21 protein-coding genes and 2 pseudogenes are annotated in these 20,482 nt (G+C 45.2%); 3 read left to right on the plus strand and 20 right to left on the minus strand.

Annotated elements, in window-relative coordinates; translation table 11 throughout:
* Positions 1-7: 7 nt before the first annotated feature.
* The 17 genes and pseudogenes from nuoH to ACES2C_RS04925 form a co-directional block, all read right to left on the minus strand.
* Entirely contained in the window at positions 8-1,057 is a 1,050-nt protein-coding gene (gene nuoH, locus ACES2C_RS04845; RefSeq protein ID WP_374165873.1) for an NADH-quinone oxidoreductase subunit NuoH, read from the minus strand.
* Positions 1,057-2,061, minus strand: coding sequence for a 2Fe-2S iron-sulfur cluster-binding protein (locus tag ACES2C_RS04850; protein WP_374165874.1), 1,005 nt, complete (start codon positions 2,059-2,061; stop codon positions 1,057-1,059). The genes nuoH and ACES2C_RS04850 overlap by 1 nt, the downstream gene beginning before the upstream one ends.
* 23 nt (positions 2,062-2,084) lie before the next feature.
* Positions 2,085-3,452, minus strand: a complete 1,368-nt coding sequence (nuoF, locus tag ACES2C_RS04855) for an NADH-quinone oxidoreductase subunit NuoF (protein WP_374165875.1) — start codon at positions 3,450-3,452, stop codon at positions 2,085-2,087.
* A gap of 3 nt (positions 3,453-3,455) precedes the next feature.
* Entirely contained in the window at positions 3,456-3,992 is a 537-nt protein-coding gene (nuoE, locus tag ACES2C_RS04860) for an NADH-quinone oxidoreductase subunit NuoE (protein ID WP_374165876.1), read from the minus strand.
* A pseudogene (locus tag ACES2C_RS04865) lies at positions 3,985-5,192 on the minus strand (NADH-quinone oxidoreductase subunit D). The gene nuoE and the pseudogene ACES2C_RS04865 overlap by 8 nt, the downstream one beginning before the upstream one ends.
* Before the next feature lie 2 nt (positions 5,193-5,194).
* The gene (locus ACES2C_RS04870) at positions 5,195-5,698 is read right to left on the minus strand and encodes an NADH-quinone oxidoreductase subunit C (RefSeq protein ID WP_374165877.1); all 504 of its coding nucleotides are present in this window, start codon (positions 5,696-5,698) and stop codon (positions 5,195-5,197) included.
* Positions 5,699-6,241, minus strand: coding sequence for an NADH-quinone oxidoreductase subunit B (locus ACES2C_RS04875; RefSeq protein ID WP_374165878.1), 543 nt, complete (start codon positions 6,239-6,241; stop codon positions 5,699-5,701).
* Positions 6,242-6,350: 109 nt separating this feature from the next.
* Complete coding sequence (locus tag ACES2C_RS04880) at positions 6,351-6,722, minus strand: NADH-quinone oxidoreductase subunit A (RefSeq protein WP_374165879.1); 372 nt, start codon at positions 6,720-6,722, stop codon at positions 6,351-6,353.
* An 82-nt stretch (positions 6,723-6,804) separates the two neighbouring features.
* The gene (locus ACES2C_RS04885; RefSeq protein WP_374165880.1) at positions 6,805-8,463 is read right to left on the minus strand and encodes a hypothetical protein; all 1,659 of its coding nucleotides are present in this window, start codon (positions 8,461-8,463) and stop codon (positions 6,805-6,807) included.
* Positions 8,464-8,487: 24 nt separating this feature from the next.
* Positions 8,488-9,375: a PstS family phosphate ABC transporter substrate-binding protein gene (locus ACES2C_RS04890; RefSeq protein ID WP_374165881.1), complete on the minus strand. Its 888-nt coding sequence runs from the start codon at positions 9,373-9,375 to the stop codon at positions 8,488-8,490.
* A gap of 234 nt (positions 9,376-9,609) precedes the next feature.
* Positions 9,610-10,443 (minus strand): energy transducer TonB, encoded by an 834-nt coding sequence (locus ACES2C_RS04895; RefSeq protein WP_374165882.1) that lies wholly within the window; start codon positions 10,441-10,443, stop codon positions 9,610-9,612.
* Positions 10,444-10,468: 25 nt separating this feature from the next.
* Positions 10,469-11,014 (minus strand): ExbD/TolR family protein, encoded by a 546-nt coding sequence (locus tag ACES2C_RS04900; RefSeq protein ID WP_374165883.1) that lies wholly within the window; start codon positions 11,012-11,014, stop codon positions 10,469-10,471.
* Positions 11,015-11,039: 25 nt separating this feature from the next.
* Positions 11,040-11,660 (minus strand): biopolymer transporter ExbD, encoded by a 621-nt coding sequence (locus ACES2C_RS04905; RefSeq protein ID WP_374165884.1) that lies wholly within the window; start codon positions 11,658-11,660, stop codon positions 11,040-11,042.
* An 89-nt stretch (positions 11,661-11,749) separates the two neighbouring features.
* Positions 11,750-12,577 carry a MotA/TolQ/ExbB proton channel family protein gene (locus ACES2C_RS04910; protein ID WP_374165885.1) on the minus strand — a complete coding sequence of 276 codons (828 nt, stop codon included), beginning with the start codon at positions 12,575-12,577 and terminating at the stop codon, positions 11,750-11,752.
* A 304-nt stretch (positions 12,578-12,881) separates the two neighbouring features.
* Positions 12,882-13,064 carry a translation initiation factor gene (locus tag ACES2C_RS04915; RefSeq protein WP_374166908.1) on the minus strand — a complete coding sequence of 61 codons (183 nt, stop codon included), beginning with the start codon at positions 13,062-13,064 and terminating at the stop codon, positions 12,882-12,884.
* A complete protein-coding gene (locus tag ACES2C_RS04920; RefSeq protein ID WP_374165886.1) occupies positions 13,046-13,225 on the minus strand; it encodes a hypothetical protein in 180 nt (59 codons plus the stop codon). The genes ACES2C_RS04915 and ACES2C_RS04920 overlap by 19 nt, the downstream gene beginning before the upstream one ends.
* Positions 13,226-13,230: 5 nt before the next feature.
* Positions 13,231-14,057, minus strand: a pseudogene (locus tag ACES2C_RS04925) (diacylglycerol kinase family protein).
* A 402-nt stretch (positions 14,058-14,459) separates the two neighbouring features.
* On the opposite strand from ACES2C_RS04925, the gene metK reads away from it, so the two are divergent.
* From metK to ACES2C_RS04940, 3 genes are all read left to right on the plus strand, one after another.
* Positions 14,460-15,713 carry a methionine adenosyltransferase gene (gene metK, locus ACES2C_RS04930; RefSeq protein WP_374165887.1) on the plus strand — a complete coding sequence of 418 codons (1,254 nt, stop codon included), beginning with the start codon at positions 14,460-14,462 and terminating at the stop codon, positions 15,711-15,713.
* Between the two features lie 107 nt (positions 15,714-15,820).
* On the plus strand, positions 15,821-16,381 hold the full coding sequence (locus ACES2C_RS04935) for an NUDIX domain-containing protein (protein WP_374165888.1): 561 nt from the start codon (positions 15,821-15,823) through the stop codon (positions 16,379-16,381).
* Positions 16,382-16,433: 52 nt separating this feature from the next.
* The gene (locus ACES2C_RS04940; protein WP_374165889.1) at positions 16,434-17,165 is read left to right on the plus strand and encodes a lysophospholipid acyltransferase family protein; all 732 of its coding nucleotides are present in this window, start codon (positions 16,434-16,436) and stop codon (positions 17,163-17,165) included.
* Here ACES2C_RS04940 and ACES2C_RS04945 read toward each other — a convergent pair.
* The 3 genes from ACES2C_RS04945 to ACES2C_RS04955 form a co-directional block, all read right to left on the minus strand.
* Positions 17,162-17,884, minus strand: coding sequence for a LytR/AlgR family response regulator transcription factor (locus ACES2C_RS04945; RefSeq protein WP_374165890.1), 723 nt, complete (start codon positions 17,882-17,884; stop codon positions 17,162-17,164). The two genes, ACES2C_RS04940 and ACES2C_RS04945, sit on opposite strands and share 4 nt — an antisense overlap.
* Positions 17,885-17,889: 5 nt before the next feature.
* Positions 17,890-18,903 (minus strand): sensor histidine kinase, encoded by a 1,014-nt coding sequence (locus tag ACES2C_RS04950; RefSeq protein WP_374165891.1) that lies wholly within the window; start codon positions 18,901-18,903, stop codon positions 17,890-17,892.
* A gap of 325 nt (positions 18,904-19,228) precedes the next feature.
* Positions 19,229-20,434, minus strand: a complete 1,206-nt coding sequence (locus ACES2C_RS04955; protein WP_374165892.1) for an acetate/propionate family kinase — start codon at positions 20,432-20,434, stop codon at positions 19,229-19,231.
* Positions 20,435-20,482: the final 48 nt, after the last annotated feature.

The following is a 20,482-nucleotide window of genomic DNA, read 5'->3' on the forward strand; positions in this document are numbered from 1 at the left end:
TGCTTTATTAAATTAAATCCTTAACCGTCATCCAGACTCCTGTTATCACAATATTCGCAATAGACAGCGGAATCAGGATCTTCCAACCCAAATTCATCAATTGATCATACCGGAAACGGGGGATAGTCCACCGTACCCACATAAAGAAGAAAATAAAGAAAAATATCTTCGCGAAAAGGAACATCACCCCAAGGATCGAAATAAGATTAGGTGATAGTCCCAGATCGTTCATGAAGGGGAAATTATAACCACCAAAATACAAGGTCGACATCACCGCCGATGACACGAACATATTGATATACTCGGCAAATAGAAAAGCTCCAAGTTTAAAACCTGAATATTCCGTGTGATACCCCGCTACAAGTTCGTTTTCGCTCTCCGGAAGGTCAAAAGGTGTGCGGTTACATTCAGCAAAAGCGCACACAATAAAGATCAGAAAACCAAGAGGTTGTTTAAAAACGTTCCACGTGAACCATCCATTTGCCCAGAAACCTTCCTGCTGCGCCGCAATACCTCTTAACGACAACGTTCCCGAAACCATCAAAAGAGCTATAATAGAAAGGCCCATTGCAATTTCATAGCTGATGTTCTGAGAGGCGGCACGAATAGCGCCCATCAACGAATACTTATTATTGGATGCCCATCCGCCTATCATGATCCCGTACACACCAAGAGATACTACTCCGAAGATATAAAGTAATCCCACATTAATGTCGGCCACCTGAAGTTCAACCGTTCTCCCCCCAATAACCAGATCCCTTCCCCAGGGAATAACGGCACTTCCAATACTAGCAGTCAAAAGGGCGAGTGAGGGACCGGCAATAAAGAGAAAAGGATTTGACTCGCTGGGGATAATCTCTTCTTTAAAAAACATCTTGCCTCCATCGGCAAGAGGCTGAAACATGCCGCCGGGTCCTGCACGATGAGGACCAACACGCCCTTGAATAAAGCCGGCAATTTTCCTTTCGGCAAGCGTCGAATAGGCAGCAATACCCAGGGTAATAAGAAATATAACAACTACCAGTATAAACTTCTCTATAACAAATGCTAATTCCATTAAAGTCTTGTTATACGTTCAAATTGTTCTTTATTTGATTCCAAAAGCGCGGGGTTTGGCCTTACTACGGCAGGAGGCGCAAGCTGCGCGTAATGATTAGCAGAAATAACAGAATGAGGCGAAATACGGCGCGGTCCTTCAATTACCCAGTCGCTCGTCTTTTTCTTTTCAAAGCGGCAGTCATTACAGATAAACTCTTCCACTTCTCCGAACTCATCCTTCCTTGCTGTCGTTCTGATCACATCCTCTCCCTTGTACCACAACGTTACTTTGCCAGAACACTTCGGACAATCACGGTGTGCATCGACAGGTTTTGTAAACCAAACCCTGTTTTTGAACCTGAAAGTTTTGTCTGTCAACGCCCCCACCGGACATACATCTATTACGTTTCCGGAAAAGTCGTTCTCAATTGCCTTTTCAATATAGGTTGATATTTCCGCAGCATCACCGCGGCCCAGAACACCATGAACCCGGTTATCAGTGATCTGATCAGCAGTATAAACACAACGATAGCAAAGTATGCATCGCGTCATGTGAAGCTGTATCTTATCTCCAATATCTATTCGATCGAATGTTCTTCGTTCGAACTCATATCGTGTAGCCTCTGTTCCATGCTCATAAGCCAGGTCTTGCAAATGACACTCTCCCGCCTGATCGCAGATCGGACAATCCAAAGGGTGATTGATCAGCAGGATTTCAACAACGCCTTTTCGCGCTTCGATTACCTCCGGAGAGGTGATATTCTGAACTTCCATACCGTCCATCACTGTGGTACGACATGAGGCAACCAGCTTTGGCATAGGTCTCGGATCCTTCTCCGATCCCTTACTAACTTTTACAAGGCATGTGCGACATTTGCCGCCGCTGCCCTGCAGCTTAGAATAATAACACATAGCAGGAGGAACAATATCGCCCCCAATCTGCCGGGCAGCATTTAAAATGCTTGTGCCGGGCTCCACTTCTATACTTATCCCGTCTATTGTTACTTTAACTTTGTCTGACATGTTAAAGGTTCCTTCCAATTAAATTAATTTGCTGCAACTACTTCAGGTTTTGGCAATGGATCTGCATAATGTGCCAGCCCGAAATTCCTGACTGTCGCCTCCTCCGGATGTGTCACGTGCCACTCAAACTCGTCGCGGAAGTGACGGATCGCGCTCGCAACCGGCCAGGCCGCTGCATCTCCAAGAGGACAAATCGTATTCCCCTCAATCTTCTTTGACACATCAACGAGCAGGTCAATATCGCTTAGCTTACCGTGTCCGTACTCAAGCCTGTGAAGCACTTTCTCCATCCAGCCGGTACCCTCCCGACAAGGCGAACATTGTCCGCAACTCTCATGATGATAAAAACGAGAATAGTTCCATGTATTTCTGACGATACACTGATCCTCATCAAACACCACGAATCCACCCGAGCCAAGCATAGTTCCGGAAGCGAACCCGCCGTCCGCAAGAGACTCGTAGCTCATGAGCCGGCTTTCTCCATTGACCGTTTTCAGAATCAGGTTGGCAGGAAGGATAGGCACGGAAGATCCCCCCGCAACTACCGCCTTCATCCTTTTCCCGTTTGCTATTCCTCCGCAGTACTCGTCAGAATAAATAAACTCTTCTACCGGAATACCCAGTTCTATCTCGTACACTCCCGGCTTGTTTAAGTTACCGGACGCGGAGATCAGCTTCGTTCCTGTACTCCGGCCAATTCCCAATTTAGCATATTCCTCGGCTCCCTCGTTTATAATGGGAACAGTTGCCGCGATCGACTCCACGTTATTGACTACAGTCGGGCAATTATAAAGACCCGAGATTGCTGGAAAAGGGGGCTTGATTCTCGGGTTGCCCCGCTTGCCCTCAAGAGATTCGATCAATGCAGTCTCTTCCCCGCAAATGTATGCTCCACCTCCAGGCTGAACGTAAAGTTCGAGGTCGTAGCCCGATCCAAGAATATTCTTGCCCAAAAAGCCGGCGTTCCGTGCTTCTGCAATGGCTTTTTCCAGGATACGGATCTGCGGCATCATCTCACCCCGCACGTAGATATATGATGTATTCGCTCCAAGTGCAAAGCTGGAAACAATCATTCCCTCAATCAGCAAATGAGGAATATGGGTCATCAGAAAGCGGTCCTTAAATGTGCCTGGTTCTGATTCGTCTCCGTTGCAAACAAGATATCTCGGCTTACCTTCAGGCTTAGCGAGAAAGCTCCACTTCATCCCGGTGGGGAAGCCTGCCCCTCCGCGTCCGCGCAAACCCGATTTCTTAACCTCTTCCACAACATCTTCCGGCGACATGCCTCTCAGCACTTTCTCAACAGCACGATAGCCGCCTCTCTGCCGGTATACGTCGAAGGTGTTAATGCCAGGAACGTTTATATTTTCCAATAATAACTTTCGTCCCATTTTTTATTTCATTTGAGCATTTTCAGCTGTTCTTAATCTTAAACTATCTATCAACTCATCTACTTTTGCCTCAGTCAGGTTCTCGTAGAAGGTATAGTCCGGACCAATCTGAAGGACCGGCCCCATACCACAGGCTGCCAGGCACTCCACGCCCCTCCAACTGAACAGACCGTCGGGAGTTACCTCCCCTTCTTTTACATTCAGTTTTCTGGCAATATGGTCCATAATCTTCTCAGCACCAACCAGACAGCAGGGGCCAGTGCGGCACACCTCTAAAACGTACTTGCCCTGAGGCTTCAGAAAAAACATGGTGTAAAATGTCGCCACCTCATAAACCTCAATCGGTTTTAATTCGAGATACTCGGCAACCTTATCCATCGCAGGTGTACTCACCCAGCCATATTCAGCCTGGACAAGATGAAGGATGGGAAGAAGTGCAGACTTCTGCTTCCCTTCAGGATACCGGGCGACGATCTCGTTGAACTTAGTAATAAGCTCAGGAGTGAAAACAACTTCTTCTGTGTTAGAAATTTTAAGCATCTAATTCTCCTGCAATTACATTTAAACTACTCATATTAATGATCGCGTCAGAGAGCAGCATTCCACGGCTCATCGGCGCGTACATCTGGTAATTAATAAAACTCGGACGGCGGAAGTGCAGACGATAAGGCGTCCTACCCCCATCGTTAACTAAATAGAAACCCAGTTCTCCGTTCGCACCTTCCACGCAGTGATAGACCTCCGTCTTCGGACTATCAATTTCACCCATCACAATTTTAAAGTGATAGATCAGAGCTTCCATGTTATTATAAACTTCCTCTTTAGGAGGAAGATAGATTTCAGGAACATCGGCATGGAAAACACCCTTCGGCTCCTTCTCAAGCTTCTCAAGTGCCTGCTCAATGATCCGGATACTTTGATACATCTCTTCGTTCCGAACCATATAACGATCGTATACATCGCCGGTAGTCCCAACAGGGATGTCGAAATCAAAGTCTTCATAGGAGCTGTAAGGCTCGTTCACACGAACATCATAGTCCACTCCGGTGGCCCGAAGTATGGGACCAGTCCAGCTATAGCTAAGAGCAGTCTCGGCGTCTACGGCACCTACGCCCGCGGTCCTGTCAATGAATATCCTGTTCCTGGTAAAGAGCTCTTCAAACTCCTTCAGAACCGGAGGATATTCTTTCACAAACTTCTTAATCTTTGCCCAGGCGATATCGTTGAAGTCACGCTCAAAACCGCCAATGCGGCCAATATTCGTAGTAAGCCGGGCTCCGCATATCTCCTCGTAAATCTCGTAAATGTGCTCCCGCTTCTCCATCAGGTAAAGGAATCCGGAGTAGGCACCTGTATCTACGCCCAGGATACCGTTACAAATCAGATGGTCGGAGATGCGCGCCAGCTCCATGATAATTACACGCATATAATCCACCCGCTTGGGAGTCTGAATGCCAAGCATCTTCTCCACAGTCATATGCCAGCCCATGTTATTGATTGGCGATGAGCAGTAGTTCATGCGATCTGTCAGGGGGTGATCTGATAAAACGGCCGATGCTCGGCTATCTTTTCAAAGGCCCGGTGTATATATCCGATGGTAGAAACGCCACTTACGATACGCTCCCCATCCATCTCCAGCACATTCTGAAACACACCGTGGGTAGCAGGGTGTGTCGGCCCGAGGTTCAACGTCGTCGTTTCTTTACGATCCTGGTTATTAATAATTGCCGGTTGACTCATTTTTACCTCCCGAAGAAAAAGTCCTTTTTATCCACACGATTAGGATCCTCAAGCGGAAACTCCTTCCGCATAGGAAAAACCGTCATGTCATCCACATTTAAAATACGTCGCAAGTCAGGGTGACCTTCAAACTGTACACCAAAGTAATCATACGTCTCCCTTTCCATCCAGTTCGCTCCTTCCCACAGACCAGTTGCCGAGGGTATAGAAGGGTCAGAATCGCTCAGGAAAACTTTTATCCGCACCCTTACATTATTCCTAAAACTATGGAGATGATAAATAACTCCAATAGGAAACTCTTTTTCAGGGTAGTGGATGCCGGTGATGTCGGTAAGAAAATTGAAGTTCAATACCCCATCATCCTTCAGGTAAGTCAGGACGTCCAGAATCGATTCCGGATCTGTTTCGAAGGTAAGAAGGCCATGAGGCTCTGACGAGTGCGAAATTTTAGGTCCAAACATTTCGCTCAGTTTCTCAAGAACAGTCTGGTTGCTTATGTTCCCCATTTACTGGATTCCGTATTTATTTAATAACTCCTTATACTCGGGCAGGTTTCTCCTGCGCATAGGTTCATTTCTAACCAGGTCCTGCAGCCGCAGCACTCCGCTCAATATCGCTTCTGGACGCGGAGGGCAACCCGGCACGTACACGTCGACCGGTATGATTTCATCAATCCCCTGGAGAACTGAATAAGTATCAAAAATACCGCCGCTGGTCGCGCAGGCACCAACTGCTATCACCCAGCGAGGCTCCGCCATCTGGATGTAAACCTGCCTTAAAACTGGCGCCATCTTCTTCGCAATCGTTCCCATAACAAGCAACATGTCTGCCTGCCTCGGTGAAAAAGAAGGGCGCTCAGACCCGAAACGAGCCAGATCGTAGTGTGCACCCATCGTAGCCATAAACTCAATTCCACAGCAAGACGTAGCAAATGGCAATGGCCATAGCGAATTCGCCCTTGCCAGTCCCACTACTTTATCAAAAGAAGTTGCAAAAAAACCAGACCCCTCAATCCCTGCAGGTGCTTCTGCTAATTTAATATCACTCATTTTGTCTCCTTTTTAATAAAAAAGTCCACTTCAAATTATGAGATGGACTTCAAATTTACTAAAATAAGGAAGCCTTATATTAGCTCCCATTTATTTAGAACAATTCTAACTATTCCCAGTCCAACGCTTTTTTCTTGACAATATAAATAAAGCCTAACAGCAACGTGCCCATGAAAATGAACATCTCAATCATCCCTTCAAGTCCCATCTCTTTAAAGTTCACAGCCCATGGATACATGAAAATGACTTCTACATCAAACAAGACAAACAAAATTGCTACCAAAAAATACTTGATAGAAAAAGGAGCCCGAGCGTTGCCGATCACTTCAATACCTGCTTCAAAAGGACTCAACTTGTCCTTTGTCTTCCTCTTAGGCCCGATGAGATGAGTAATAGTCATCGTCAGCAAAACGAAGCCCAGGGCAACAAGCATCTGGATGATGATTGGCAGATAGTCCACAGGTGTGCTGGAAGATCCCATAATTTAAGCTTTGTAATTCGGGGCAAAGATACAAAAAGAGCCCGTAAAAACGGGCTCTCATATATATTTATAATATCATATTTTAGTTACTAAGCGACTTTAAAGCTTCAGCGGCGTACGTATTGCCTGGATCCAGTGCAATAGTCTTACTGAAATACTCTTTGGCCTTGCCGTGATTAGTTCTCATGTAGTAAGCACCGATATTATTGTATGCCTCAGCCAGGTTCTTTTTGTACCGCGGATCGGCCATCGTCTCAGGCTTAGCAGATAAAACTTCTACGTACTTTTCATAGAAAGGAACCATCAGTCCCTTCGAATTCTGATCATCATCCAACAACCTGTTTACCCGCGCGCGATACAAATAAGAGTCAGGCGTAGTAGGTGACTTCTGCACCACGTAGCTAAACGCGGAGTCAGCCTTGACAAGAATGTCCTTACGGCTCTTCTGAGTAGCAGCGTCTTTACCCGCGTAATCGAAATAATACGCCATACCGAGGTAAAAGTTGTCGTAAATAACAGTCTTAGACGACTCGTTTGATACAGCAAGCTCATAAAGCTTAGCCGCGAGGTCGTACTTCTTCGCTGTGAACTGCTCTTTCGCAAGTTCACTTAACGGCTCCGCATATGCTGAGTCAATTGACACAGCCTTAGCCAGGGTAGATACGCCACTCGTATCTTCAGACTTTAGTTCAGCGCGGCCCAGGTAGAAGTAGTCCTGTGCAATTACCCTTTCAGGTTCAACCTTTGAGATGAAGTCTTTTAAGGCCTTCACACTTTCAGCAAAGTGTCCGTTCTCAAACGCTGCGTAGCCCAGGTAACGGTATATACGTGGATTGCTTTGGCCCGACTGAGCCATTTGTTGAGCCTCTTGCTCCAGCGCCTTGTACTCGCCGGCTAACACAAGAAAGTCTGCATACCGCATCCTTGAATCTAAAGACCGGTCAGTGTTGTCCATGTACTTCCCATAGTATTCGAGGGCCTGCTTAATGCGCGCGTTATACTCATTCGGCTGGTCCTTAGCCCATTCGTAATAGGTTTCTGCCAGTTCACGATAAGCTGGCGCATAGTTCGCATTGCTAGCGAGAATAGCGTTAAACTCATCAGCAGACTCTTTGAAGGCCTTTGACCGCCTTACACTCTTTCCCAGTTCGATCTTAGCCCTCAGCAGGTTCTTGTCCATATCGAACGCCGTGCGGTAAGCGCTATATGCTTCACTATTCTTTTTGTCGCCGATATAAGCGTCGCCCATAAACAGATACACTTCTGCATCTTTCTCATTAATAGCTTTGGCCTTCTCAAGATTTGCAAGCGCAGTGGTATAGTCCTTTGCAAGCGTATAGGCTTTACCAATATATAGATATGCACTATTATCCTTCTTCTTAGTCAGAGAGATCGCCTTGTCAAAATTCGACTTGGCAGAAGCTTGATTCTTTGCAAGAAGATCCAGCGTTCCAAGACCAACATAATTAAGAGGATACTCAGCACTTGCACTTACACCCTTTGAGTAGGTCGCCTTCGCAGAATCGCGATAGTCAGTCTTCAAATAAACGTTACCGAGGAAAAAATAATTCTCTCCGGCGGCAGGTTGAGAGGCTATAAGCTTCTTAAGGATCGTCTTCGCCTGCTGATACTGCTCTGCGTCCATCGCCTTTCGCGCATCGCCTAAACTTTGTGCAAAAGCCGCCGACACAGCAACCATCACCACCAGGCCTGCTTGTACTGCTCTTCTTATCACTTTCATAGTTTACTATATTCTTTGTTTTAATTATTTGATAAATACTTCCCTCGGCGGTATGCTGTCTGGCAGCAAGCCCGACTTTAAGACTATTCTCTGTCCGGTTTCGCCTGCGAGGAAAGAGGCAAAACCCGAACCCAAACCAGCACCACCCTGGCAATCTATAATATAGAGGTCTCTGCTAAGCGGGTAAAGCTCCATAGCCAGATTGTCCTGACTCGGCTTGTAAAACTTATCAGATCCCGGCTTACCGGGCAGATTCTTCACACCCAGCACCCGCAAGCCTTCTATTAGCGGTTCAAGCTCCTTGCCGGGCTGCTTGTACCAATTAATACCTATAACACCGATTACCCCAGAATTATTGTGTACAAACTTAATTACTTCTGAATTTGTTTTAAGAGCGTACACACCTTTTGAAGGCAATTTACTAATTTTTGCTAAATCTTTTAAATACCTGACTGTACTCGAGTTAGGATTATCGAACACCAGTCGCCTACTGGCCTCCTTACCCTGCATGATATCAATGATCTCCTGCACCGAAATTGTGGAGTCCGCAGATGACTTGCTGGCGATCAGCGCCACTGCATCAATTGCAAAACGCGTTTTGCGCACTTTTATGTTCTTTTTCTCAAATACAGCCGCCTCCTGCGGACTTAGCAATCTCGACATAATCGCCACCTTTGCGCTGTCAGCAACCAGCGCATTGACGAGCATGTTCTCGGCTTTATAAACCAGCCTGATGTCAGCCCTCGGATAGGTGCTCTCGAAAACAAACAATTGGTCGTCCACTATGGGAGCGAAACTTTCGTCAGCCAGGATCGTTGTGGTCCCCGACGTCTTTGTTTCCTGCTTTGGATTTGTACTACACGATACAAAAAAAAACGCCAAAAGAGGCAAAAACAGAGCTGTACGTTTCATAACATCAATCCCTTCTGGTCTGCAGAAGTCTGACCAGTCTCAAAAAAGAATACGCAATCAAAAATACCCCAAAGACGACGCGATATGACTTCTCAAGGTGCAGGGGAATGCCATTCCAAAATATAATGGCCAGGCCCACTACCAAATAAAAAACAAACATGAAAAGCCCAAAAATGAACAAAAATCGCTTTGCGGGCGATTTTTGTCTGTTTTCTCTTTCGATCATTTAACTAACTATTGTCCCTCCAGGTTCAACATGATAGGTAAAGTATACTGAACACGTACCGGTCGTCCGTTCTGGATACCAGCCTTCCACTTAGGAGCTCTCTTAAGCATCCGTATAGCTTCGTCGCCAGTTCCCATCCCCAAATCTCTCAAAACCTTAATGTCAGTTAAGCTACCATCTTTCTCGACAATAAAGCTTAAAATCAGACGACCAGAAACTCCTTGCTCGCGAGCTGCAGCAGGATAAACATAATTCTTACCAACATAGTTGTAGAACTTATCCATACCTCCTGGAAACTCAGGCATCTGCTCGATGCTCGCAAAGTCGTGGACTGTGTTATCTTCCACTACAGCCTGTTTAGTCGGAGGAGCTGTACCTACAGGCTCGTCGATTCTGATTTCAGCATTAGGATCTCCGGCGATGGTTTTCTGACCAGGGTCAGCAACCTTAAGCTCTTCCACCGTTGGAGGCTCTTCATCACGAACCTTGTCAGCTGGTACTACCACCGGAGGCGGGAAACGTACCTGGTCCACTCTAGGACGGGGAGGTTCAGCAGCCGGTGGTGGCGGCGGAGCCTGCTCATCAACCGGAGGCGGCGGAGTTAACACTACTTCCGTCTGAATTACTCTGTCTTCTGATCCGTCATCTGGTGTCAATCCTTTGATATACTTAATAATAAGAGGTGAACTTATTGCAAGAATAAAAAGGATACTCCCAATAACCAGTGCCCTGTTTGTGGTCCTGGCATTATTCTTACGTAGCTGGTAGGCACCGTAAGCCTGATTTCTGCCAGTGAAAACCACATCGATCCACTGAAGGTTATAAATATCTAATTTTGCCATTGCTTATTAATTTCTGATTAGGGTATTAATATATGCCGTCGCGTTTTAATAAGCCAATTTCAGGCTCGGTGATATCAACTATAGCGTACTGCTTCACGTTAGTGATCTTAATTTCATCGAGCATATCTACAAGATTCCTGTAGTTCGACTTATCGCTAGGCTTTATCAATACAATCATGTCCTTGCCTGTAGCTCCCTTTATGTCTTTTGCCTTAGTTAAGATTGCCTTACGAATCCCATCTTTACCGTAATTTTCAACAGTCGGAGGAGTTTTTGGATCGTCGGGCAAACCAATAAACCACTCAATTCTGTTCTTATTTCCCAATAAGATGGTCATTGTACGCGTATCCGCTACGTCCAGCTTCTGATTCGGATCCTGATCATTCTTGTCCGGCATTGCAAGGTCCATAGCCTGCGGCTTTGCAAGGGTGGTAGTTAGCATGAAGAACGTGATCAGAAGAAACATCAAGTCAACCATCGGAGTCATATCCACACGTGTCGATTGTTTCTTGCTTCTAACCTTCCCGCCTTTATGTTTACCACCCCCACTGGAGGTATCTAATTCTGCCATTTCTTTCTACTTTTTACATCAACTACTAGTCCATCCCTTCCAGAGAAGTAATAAGACTAAACTTGTTGACTTTTTGTTTTTGTAAAATATCGATAATCTTCTTTACTGTCGGATACTGCTCCTTGGCGTCCCCTTTTATAGACACACGCATCGACTCATCGTTGAGTTCCTTGGTGGCCAGGCGGGCGTTGTATAACCACTCGTGCAGCTGGGAAGGACTTTGACCTACAGAGTCTACAGGAATCCCCTGCTGTACTCCGGGCTTGTTGCGGTCTGTACCTGACAGGGCAATAACCTGTTTTAGCTGTCTGATATCAACACCGAAACTTTCCATCAATGAAAAGCGCTTCTTTTCCTCATCAGTAAACTGGACTTTGTAGCGCTCACCCATTTTCTCCAGCATGTTGATACGAACATTCTGACCTTTCACGCCAAAGAACACTTTGCCCTGACCCACGGTGATCGTACCGATATTGGTCTCAGGCACTTTAATCTTTACAGTCGAAGTCGGAGTATCCACTGTCAGAGGTTCTGGCTGACGCGCTGTTGCTGTTAAGATGAAGAACGTTAACAACAAAGAAGCCACGTCACACATTGCCGTCATGTCAATAGCAGTACTCTTTCTTGGTACTTTTACTTTAGGCATCTTTCAATTTTATAATGATTCCTTAATCATTTTTAATAGTGATGAAAAAAGCCCGGACATTCCATAAAGTCCGGGAACTTTTTTAAATCTTATTTGTGAGTACTTGCGTAGGTCTGTACAATTGAGAACCCTGCTTCATCAATTGAATAAGTTAACTTGTCAATTTTAGAAGTAAAGATGTTGTACATAATGATCGCTACAGTTGAAGTCGCGATACCAGTTGCTGTGTTGATAAGTGCTTCAGAGATACCGTTTGCAAGCTGTGCCTGGTCAGGAGCACCTGCAGTTGCCAACGCACTGAACGACTTGATCATCCCTGTTACCGTTCCTAACAGACCTACCAGTGTACCAGTAGAAACAAGAGTTGCAATGATAGTCAGGTTCTGTTCCAACATTGGCATTTCAAGAGCTGTTGCTTCTTCGATATCTTTCTGGATGGCTAATGCAGCCTGGTCGTTGTCTAACGTTCCATCAGCTTCAACTTCTCTGTATTTTTTAAGACCTGATTTGATTACGTTTGCTACAGAGCCTTTTTGCTTGTCACACTCAGCCATCGCAGCTTCGATGTTTCCAGCAGACAGCAATGTCTGAACTTTCTTTACAAAGGTTTCAACATTACCTTTTCCTGCAGCCTTTGAAATTACAAAAAACCGCTCGATAGAGAATACAATTACCATCAGGAACATTCCCATCAGCATTGGTACGATAATTCCTCCCTTGTATACCATTCCAAAGTAGTTACCTGCAAGCGGGTGACCGTTTTCAGGATCGCCGCCTTCAAAGTTTACGGGGTTACCCATGACGAACTTCCACAGACAGATTCCGATGATAATACAAATAATGATTGTCAGACTTGCAAAAATGTTTGAACCAGTGCTTTCTTTCTTCGCAGTTGTTGGTTTTGGTGCGGTTGCCATTTTTTAAAAATTTAATTTAGTTTTTAGTTTTTAATTTAAATATAATAGTTGCTACTTATTTGCAGTTACACAATAACAAAATTAGAACTTTCGAATAATCAAAAAACGTGATTCTGATTACTTTTTCGCCGTTCCCCCCGCAGCATAACCGGTCCCGGGAAAAGAGCGCTGTTTGAAAAAACTGTCTAATGATCGTCACAATTTTTTGCAATAAAAACCATTTTTTTTTTCAATTGCAAATTGCCACAACAAAAAGACGCGCTGCAAGCGTAAATCAGAACTCTTTTTCAAACATTCAGTTAAATTACCCTCCTGATTTTTTTACTTTATATCCGTCAGCCTTTAAGGCGTCAAAAATTTTATCCCGAAAATCTCCCTGCACCACAATCTCCCCATCCTTTGCAGAACCTCCTGTCCCGCACTTCTGTTTTAGCTTTCGTCCTAAAACCTCCAGGTCGGATTCCGTTCCTATAAAACCGGTGACCAGCGTGACGACCTTACCCCCCTTTGCTTTCTGTCTAGCTGCACACGCAGATCCTGTTTTTCCGGGGGATAAGTCTCCTGAACATCTTCGGTCTCATATTGATACTGATACTCAGGATCAGTCGAATAAACAACGCCGTTAATATTCCTATTCTTTTTAGACATAGCAGCTAATATAACACAGAAAGCGAAGATGGTTCGACAGAAATTAAAATTTCTTCTCCCACCAGCCTTGGCTCACCATCCAAATGAACTCTCGCGTTGCCGTAAGATACTATACGTATATTTTTACCTTTTATTATTTCTACATAGCGCGATTTATGAGCCGTTTTTCTAAACATCCTCAGCGCTACTGCCGGAAATAAAGCCAAAGGAAAAGGCTTCACAATGCAGAGATCAAGTAAACCATCGGAAAGCGAGGCTTCCGGCGAAATATAGGCGTTGTTCCCATACTGCGGAGAATTTGCGATGCTGATCATAAAAGCGGTACGCTCATACAACGATCCGTCCACCTCAATTCTGTATTGCTGAGACTTATACCTGACAATCTCGGTAAAGGCCGTCCTCACGTAGCCGAGGAAACCCCTCGAAGGGAGTTTGGCAAATTCATGGCTGATATGTGCATCGAAGCCAATGCCCGCCATATTGAAAAATTTTTGTCCGTTAAGCAGTCCCGAGTCTATTATCCTTACCCTCAACGCATTCAATGCGGCCACAGCCTTCTCATTATTTAACGATAAGCCAAGCGAAAGAGCGAGGCCATTTCCTGACCCGCAGGGCACAATTCCCATTATTGATCGTGTACCCGCTATGCCTGACGCAACTTCGTTAATCGTTCCGTCTCCCCCACGGCCACTACAATATCCTCCTCTTGCGCGGCGGCCTCCGCGGCCAGCTCAAGCGCGTGTCCCTCATATTCAGTAAATACAAACCGCGCCGTAAACTTCGCCTTATCTAAATACTTCTCAACCAGGAGGGGGAATCCCCGTTTATCCATTCCTCCTGATATTGGATTAATGATGAATAGAATTTTCTTTTTCAAACAGCGGTCTATCAAATGAGCGGATAAATTTAGACGAATTTAAATGGTATTCAAATCACAAGAATAAAAATCTATGCGTTTATTCACCATAAGAAAGCCAGCAGAACAACCAGCACAAATGCCGTAAAAAGCCTCGCCGCTTGAGTGTTCCCGTTTCTGACCTGATAAAAATTGCTTTTTGCTGATCATAAAAAAACGTACCTTCGCCTTACATAAAGTGGACTGATTTGCTTTACTCCCCTCGGGAGCAAGATTGCAACCACGTAAAAAAAGTGCTAACATCTCTTATTTTTACAGCCCCTGCAATTGCCAGTCTCTCCGCTTCTATAAACTGGAAAATATATTTTTAGAAGAATTATGCCGTATTTATTCACATCAGAGTCTGTTTCTGAAGGACATCCGGATAAAGTTGCTGACCAGATTTCCGATGCCCTCATTGATAATTTCCTTGCCTGGGATCCCGATTCAAAAGTAGCGTGTGAGACGCTGGTAACAACGGGTCAGGTTATCCTCGCCGGAGAAGTAAAATCCAATACATATCTCGACGTGCAGAAAATCACCCGGGACGTTATTCGAAAGATTGGGTATACCAAGTCAGAATATATGTTCGAAGCAAACTCCTGTGGTATCCTTTCAGCAATTCATGAGCAGTCGGCCGACATCAATCAAGGTGTAGACAGGAAAGAAAAACAAGAGCAGGGCGCGGGAGATCAGGGAATGATGTTTGGTTATGCAACGAACGAAACTGGCAACTACATGCCCCTTCCTTTAGACCTGGCTCATAAGATCCTCACCGAGCTTGCAGGTCTGCGCCGAGAGAACAAAGATGTCACCTATCTCAGACCGGATGCAAAATCGCAGGTGACGATAGAATACAGTGACGATCACAAGCCGATCAGGATCGACGCCATTGTGGTCTCCACTCAGCATGACGACTTTGCCTCGGAAGAAGAAATGCAAAGGAAGATCCGCGAAGATGTGATCAACATTCTTATTCCGCGTGTAAAGGCTCACATCAAGCCTGAACTGCAGCACTTATTTAACGACGAGATCAAATATCACGTCAACCCAACCGGAAAGTTTGTAATTGGCGGCCCCCACGGCGATACAGGCTTAACAGGCAGGAAAATAATCGTTGATACCTACGGTGGAAAGGGAGCCCATGGCGGCGGTGCCTTCTCCGGAAAAGATCCCTCTAAAGTCGATCGTTCTGCTGCTTATGCAACACGGCACATCGCAAAAAACCTTGTTGCAGCCGGGCTTTGTGACGAAATCCTCGTTCAGGTTTCCTACGCCATCGGAGTAAAAGACCCCATGGGCATCTATGTAAACACGTATGGCACGTCCAAAGTGAACCTTTCCGACGGAGAAATTGCAGAAAAGATCGCTCAGATCTTTGATATGACCCCCTATGGAATTGAAACCCGCCTTAAACTGCGAAACCCGATTTACTCAGAGACAGCGGCTTACGGACACATGGGACGTGAACCACAAATCCTGACTAAAGAATTTGAAGGAGCAGGAGGTGAAAAGAAACAGGTCGAAGTTGAACTTTTCACCTGGGAAAAACTGGACTACGTCGAAAAAGTAAAAGCAGCCTTTAATTTATAATAAGGTCTGACCACATATATACAAAAGCCTTCTGAACTATCGGAAGGCTTTCGTTTTATCAGGAAGCGTGGTTTGCCAAGTCAATTTTTATCCTAAGTTTGCCTTATATGTTAAATGAAGAAATAAACCCATGGACCATTACCTCAGCGCAAGAGATCTACGATAATCCCTGGATCCAGGTCACACAGTTCGGCGTCATTAATCCCTCAGGAGGCAGCGGAATCTATGGTAAGATTCACTTTAAGAACCGCGCGCTGGGAATACTTCCTTTAGATAAGGATTACAATACCTGGCTGGTCGGACAGTACCGCTTTCCACTCAATCAGTATAGCTGGGAAATTCCCGAGGGAGGCGGCCCTTTAGGTACAGACCCTCTTGAATCTGCAAAGCGGGAGCTGATGGAAGAAACAGGACTGACTGCATCACAATGGACAGAAATTCAGCAAATTCACCTCTCAAATTCGGTAAGTGACGAGTTTGGCTACATCTTTCTCGCTCAAGGACTGGAACAAGGGACATCCCAGCCCGAAGAAACGGAAGATTTACAGGTGAAGAAGCTCCCCTTTGAAGAAGCATACAAAATGGTACTGGACGGAAAGATCACCGACTCGGTCAGCATTGCTGCAATTTTAAGAGTCAAGCTGATGCTCCTGGAAGGAAAAATCTAATTTTCGTAGTTTTGCAGGGATCGCCCTACTAAGGCCGTATTTACTACAACAGATGAACAAATTCTTAGGCTATATATTTTCTCCTATTCATTACCTGCTTTTTGGCCTACTCCTGGTTATTTTTCATCCCATTCAGTGGCTTAGCCTGAAGCTGGGGGGATACACCGCACACAAAAGATCAGTTGAAATCTTAAATTACCTGCTAGTCTGCACCTACTACGTCATGGGCGGCCGTGTAAGGTACAACAATCAGTTTAAACTGCCCGAAGGCCGCTCTATCATATTTATTGCCAACCATCAGAGCTTGTACGACATTCCTCCTATGATCTGGCACCTCCGCAAACACCATCCTAAGTTTATCTCCAAGATCGAGCTGACCAGAGGGATACCAAGCATTTCATTCAATCTAAAGCATAGTGGCGCAGCCAACATTGACCGAAAAGATCCAAAGCAATCGATCTCTGAAATCCTGAAATTAGCACAAAGAATGCGTGAAAATAACTGGTCTGCAGTGATCTTTCCGGAGGGTACCCGGTCAAGAAACGGAAAGATGAAGCCTTTTGCTGCAGGAGGTCTCAATACCCTTCTGAAAAAAGTCCCCGGCGCCCTTGTTGTGCCGGTTGCCATAAATGGGTCCTGGAAGCTGACCAGGTTCGGATCATTTCCACTCAGCTTTGGCGAAAAAATGAGCTGGACAGTATTAAAACCGATCGAACCAGCAGGTCGCCCTGCAGACCAAGTCATCATTGAAGCAGAACAGTCCCTCCGCGCGGCAGTTCACTAAATATTCCGGTCCTCGATCTTTTTGAAAAATTTGTCGCGGTAGGTATCCCCGATTGGAATGATTTTGTCACTGATCTGGATCCTTCCTCTTTCAATACTTTCTATCTTATCAATAGAAATTATGAACGACTTATGAACCCTTGCAAAACGTTGAGAAGGCAGCACTTCTTCCAGCTTTTTCATATGCTGAAGCGTAATGATACGTTCCGCACGTGTAAAAATAGACACGTAATCCTTTAGCCCTTCTATATATAAGATGTCGTTAATATAGATCTTCTGGATCCGATGCTCCGTCTTGACAAAAATGAAGTCAGGACCAGCCGACAGTTGAACCCGCTCAGGAGGGACAGCGGGCGAAGCAGCCGGCACTGCTGAAGCCTGTACCTTCATAACGGCCTTATAAAACCGGTCAAAAGCGATGGGCTTCAACAGGTAGTCCGACACATCTAATTCATAACCGTCCAATGCATATTCGGAATAAGCGGTGGTCAGAATGACTGCACATCTTCCCTTTATAATCTTCAGAAACTGGATGCCAGTCAGCTCAGGCATTTGAACATCCAGAAATACAAGGTCTGCACCATCATCCTGCACAAGGGCCAAAGCTTCAAAGGCGCTCGTTGTCGCCTTCACCAACTCCAGAAAAGGAACTTTCGCAATATAGTCCGTCAGGATGTCCAGAGCGAGGGGCTCATCGTCTACAACAAGGCAACGTATCATATTCATTATAACTCCAGTACTAATTTACATTGATAACAATCTTTGCTATCGTTAATTTCAAGCGTGTACCTGTTATGATAAAGCAGCTCCAGGCGCCGCCTTACATTACTCAAGCCTATGCCGCTCGTCCTATCCTTATTCTGACCGCTTTTCTGATTAACAACTGAAAAAGCCAGCCTCCCCTTTTCAATCCGGATAGAGATTTCGATTGGGCAGCCACTATCAGTGACAAGTCCGTGCTTGAATGCATTTTCAACAAACGGGATAAGGATCAAAGGCACAATGGTCTGATCACGGTCGGTCCCCTCTATAGATATCCGCACAAAATCATCATTTCTAAACCTTAGTTTCTGGAGTTCAATATAATTCTCCAGATAGCGGATTTCTTTATTCAACTCCACCTGGCTTTCGTTACTTTCCTGAAGCATATACCTCATGATCTCCGAAAGCTTCAGAATGGCAGCCGGCGTTTTATCCGATCGCTGATAGGCCAGCGAATATATGTTATTAAGTGAATTGAATAGAAAATGAGGATTGATCTGCGACTTCAGGAAAGCCAGTTCCGCTGTGAGCTTCTCGTTCTCCAGATTTTTCCTGATCTTCTCATTGACGAACCAGTCTACAGAAAACTTAACAGCTGTACTGAGAAATACAAAGAACATTCCGGTCACCACTGTCCCTATATAGTACTCCCAGAACGGTATAATCTGGTTGTGCATGTGGCCCCTCACCAGAACAATATCAGCAAACAACCAGGCCAGGGAATACTTAACAATACCCGAAAAAAGGATCAAAAACAGAATGCTGAGGGCACATCCGAGGTATCTCCTGCTGTTGAGGTACTTCGGAAGAATATACAGATAGTTGATGTAAAATATCGCAACATTGAGCAGCCCAAAATAGCCGAATATAACGAGGGCATCCTCTATGCGTCCCCTCTGACTGCTAATCAGAACAAATAGTAATATAATGGCCAGCCACACCGCAAAATGCAACAAAGGCGTCCTGATCTTATTCATCGTTCTAAAATAAAAATAGGAAATCAATTTGCTACAATGATTAGACGAACCGACTCTGTTAATCTTCCAACCGCCCGAAAAGAGACGCACAGCTGCAGTCAAGCGCTGCTCCAACGGAGTATTCCCTAAAGAAAAACATTCATGAGCTGCGCTCTCAAACGGGAGATGAAAGGTGTTGAATGTTCTTTGTGTCCATAAAACTTAGCGAAGCGATCTCATCGAGGCCTTTAAAAAGCATTTAATTATCTCAATAAAACAAATAGACTTTCAAGAAAAAAGCCGGCAAATTATACTTTACCGGCTTTTCTGAGTATTTCAACTATCTTTACTTTTGAGTCTCCATTAGCTCGAAGCACTCTTTTGCAATCTCAAGTTCTTCGTTAGTAGGCACCACCAGCACCTTTACTTTTGAATCAGGAGTGTTAATCTCACGAATCACAGAAGCACGCACCTTATTCTTTTCTTCGTCCATCTTAATGCCCAGAAATTCCATTTCCTGACATACCGTCTCCCGCACGTCTGCTGCATTCTCACCAACACCGGCAGTAAAGACAATCGCATCAAGACCGTTCAACGCAGCAGCATAAGCACCTATATATTTCTTTATGCGATAGGCGTACATATCGTGTGCAAGGACAGCATTCTCCTCACCTCTCTTCACGGCATCCTCTACATCGCGCATATCACTGTTCCCGGTAAGGCCAAGCATTCCGCTGCGCTTGTTGAACAACGTATCCACCTGCTCGATATCGTATCCCAATTGCGAAACCAGGTAGAATACAACAGAAGCATCAATATTACCGCAGCGTGTACCCATAATAAGACCGTCGAGAGGTCCTAATCCCATACTTGTATCCACACATTTTCCGCCGTCCACGGCCGCCATACTACATCCATTACCTAAATGGATAGTAATGATTTTCGCATCTGGTTTTTGGAGGTAAGCAATAGCCTGTTCGCTAACGTACTTGTGACTTGTACCATGGAAGCCGTATACCCGGATTCCATGATCAGTATAAAACTTGCCAGGAATTGCGTAACGATATGCCTTAGCGGGCATCGTTTGATGGAACGCAGTATCAAATACCACGATCTGAGTAGCTTTGCTGAAGATTTTTTGCGCTACTGTAATACCAACGTAGTGCGCCGGATTATGAAGAGGAGCTAACGCAGACAGCTTTTTGATCTCTTCTTTCACCTCGGGAGTAACAACAGTAGTAGTTGAGAAACTCTCACCGCCGTGAACAATCCTGTGTCCCACTGCTTCAATTTCCTCCGGATCCTGGATCACCCCTATCTCAGGAGCAGTTAACAGATGACCTACCTCCTGCATTCCAGCCTCGTGATCAGGCAGCTCAAGGGTCCTTTTGATCACCTTTTCTTCACCGTTAAGATACACCTTGTGCGTAATGGCTGAAATATCAAGACCAATACGTTCTACCAGTCCTGTACAGATCGGAGATTCCGATGGCCACTTAAAAAACTGGTACTTAATAGAACTGCTCCCGCAGTTAACAACAAAAATATTCATGCAAATAATATTTCTAATACTACAAAAATAAGGAAACCGCCTGAGCAA

The organism is Arcticibacter sp. MXS-1, assembly GCF_041902385.1.
Lineage (GTDB): Bacteria > Bacteroidota > Bacteroidia > Sphingobacteriales > Sphingobacteriaceae > Arcticibacter.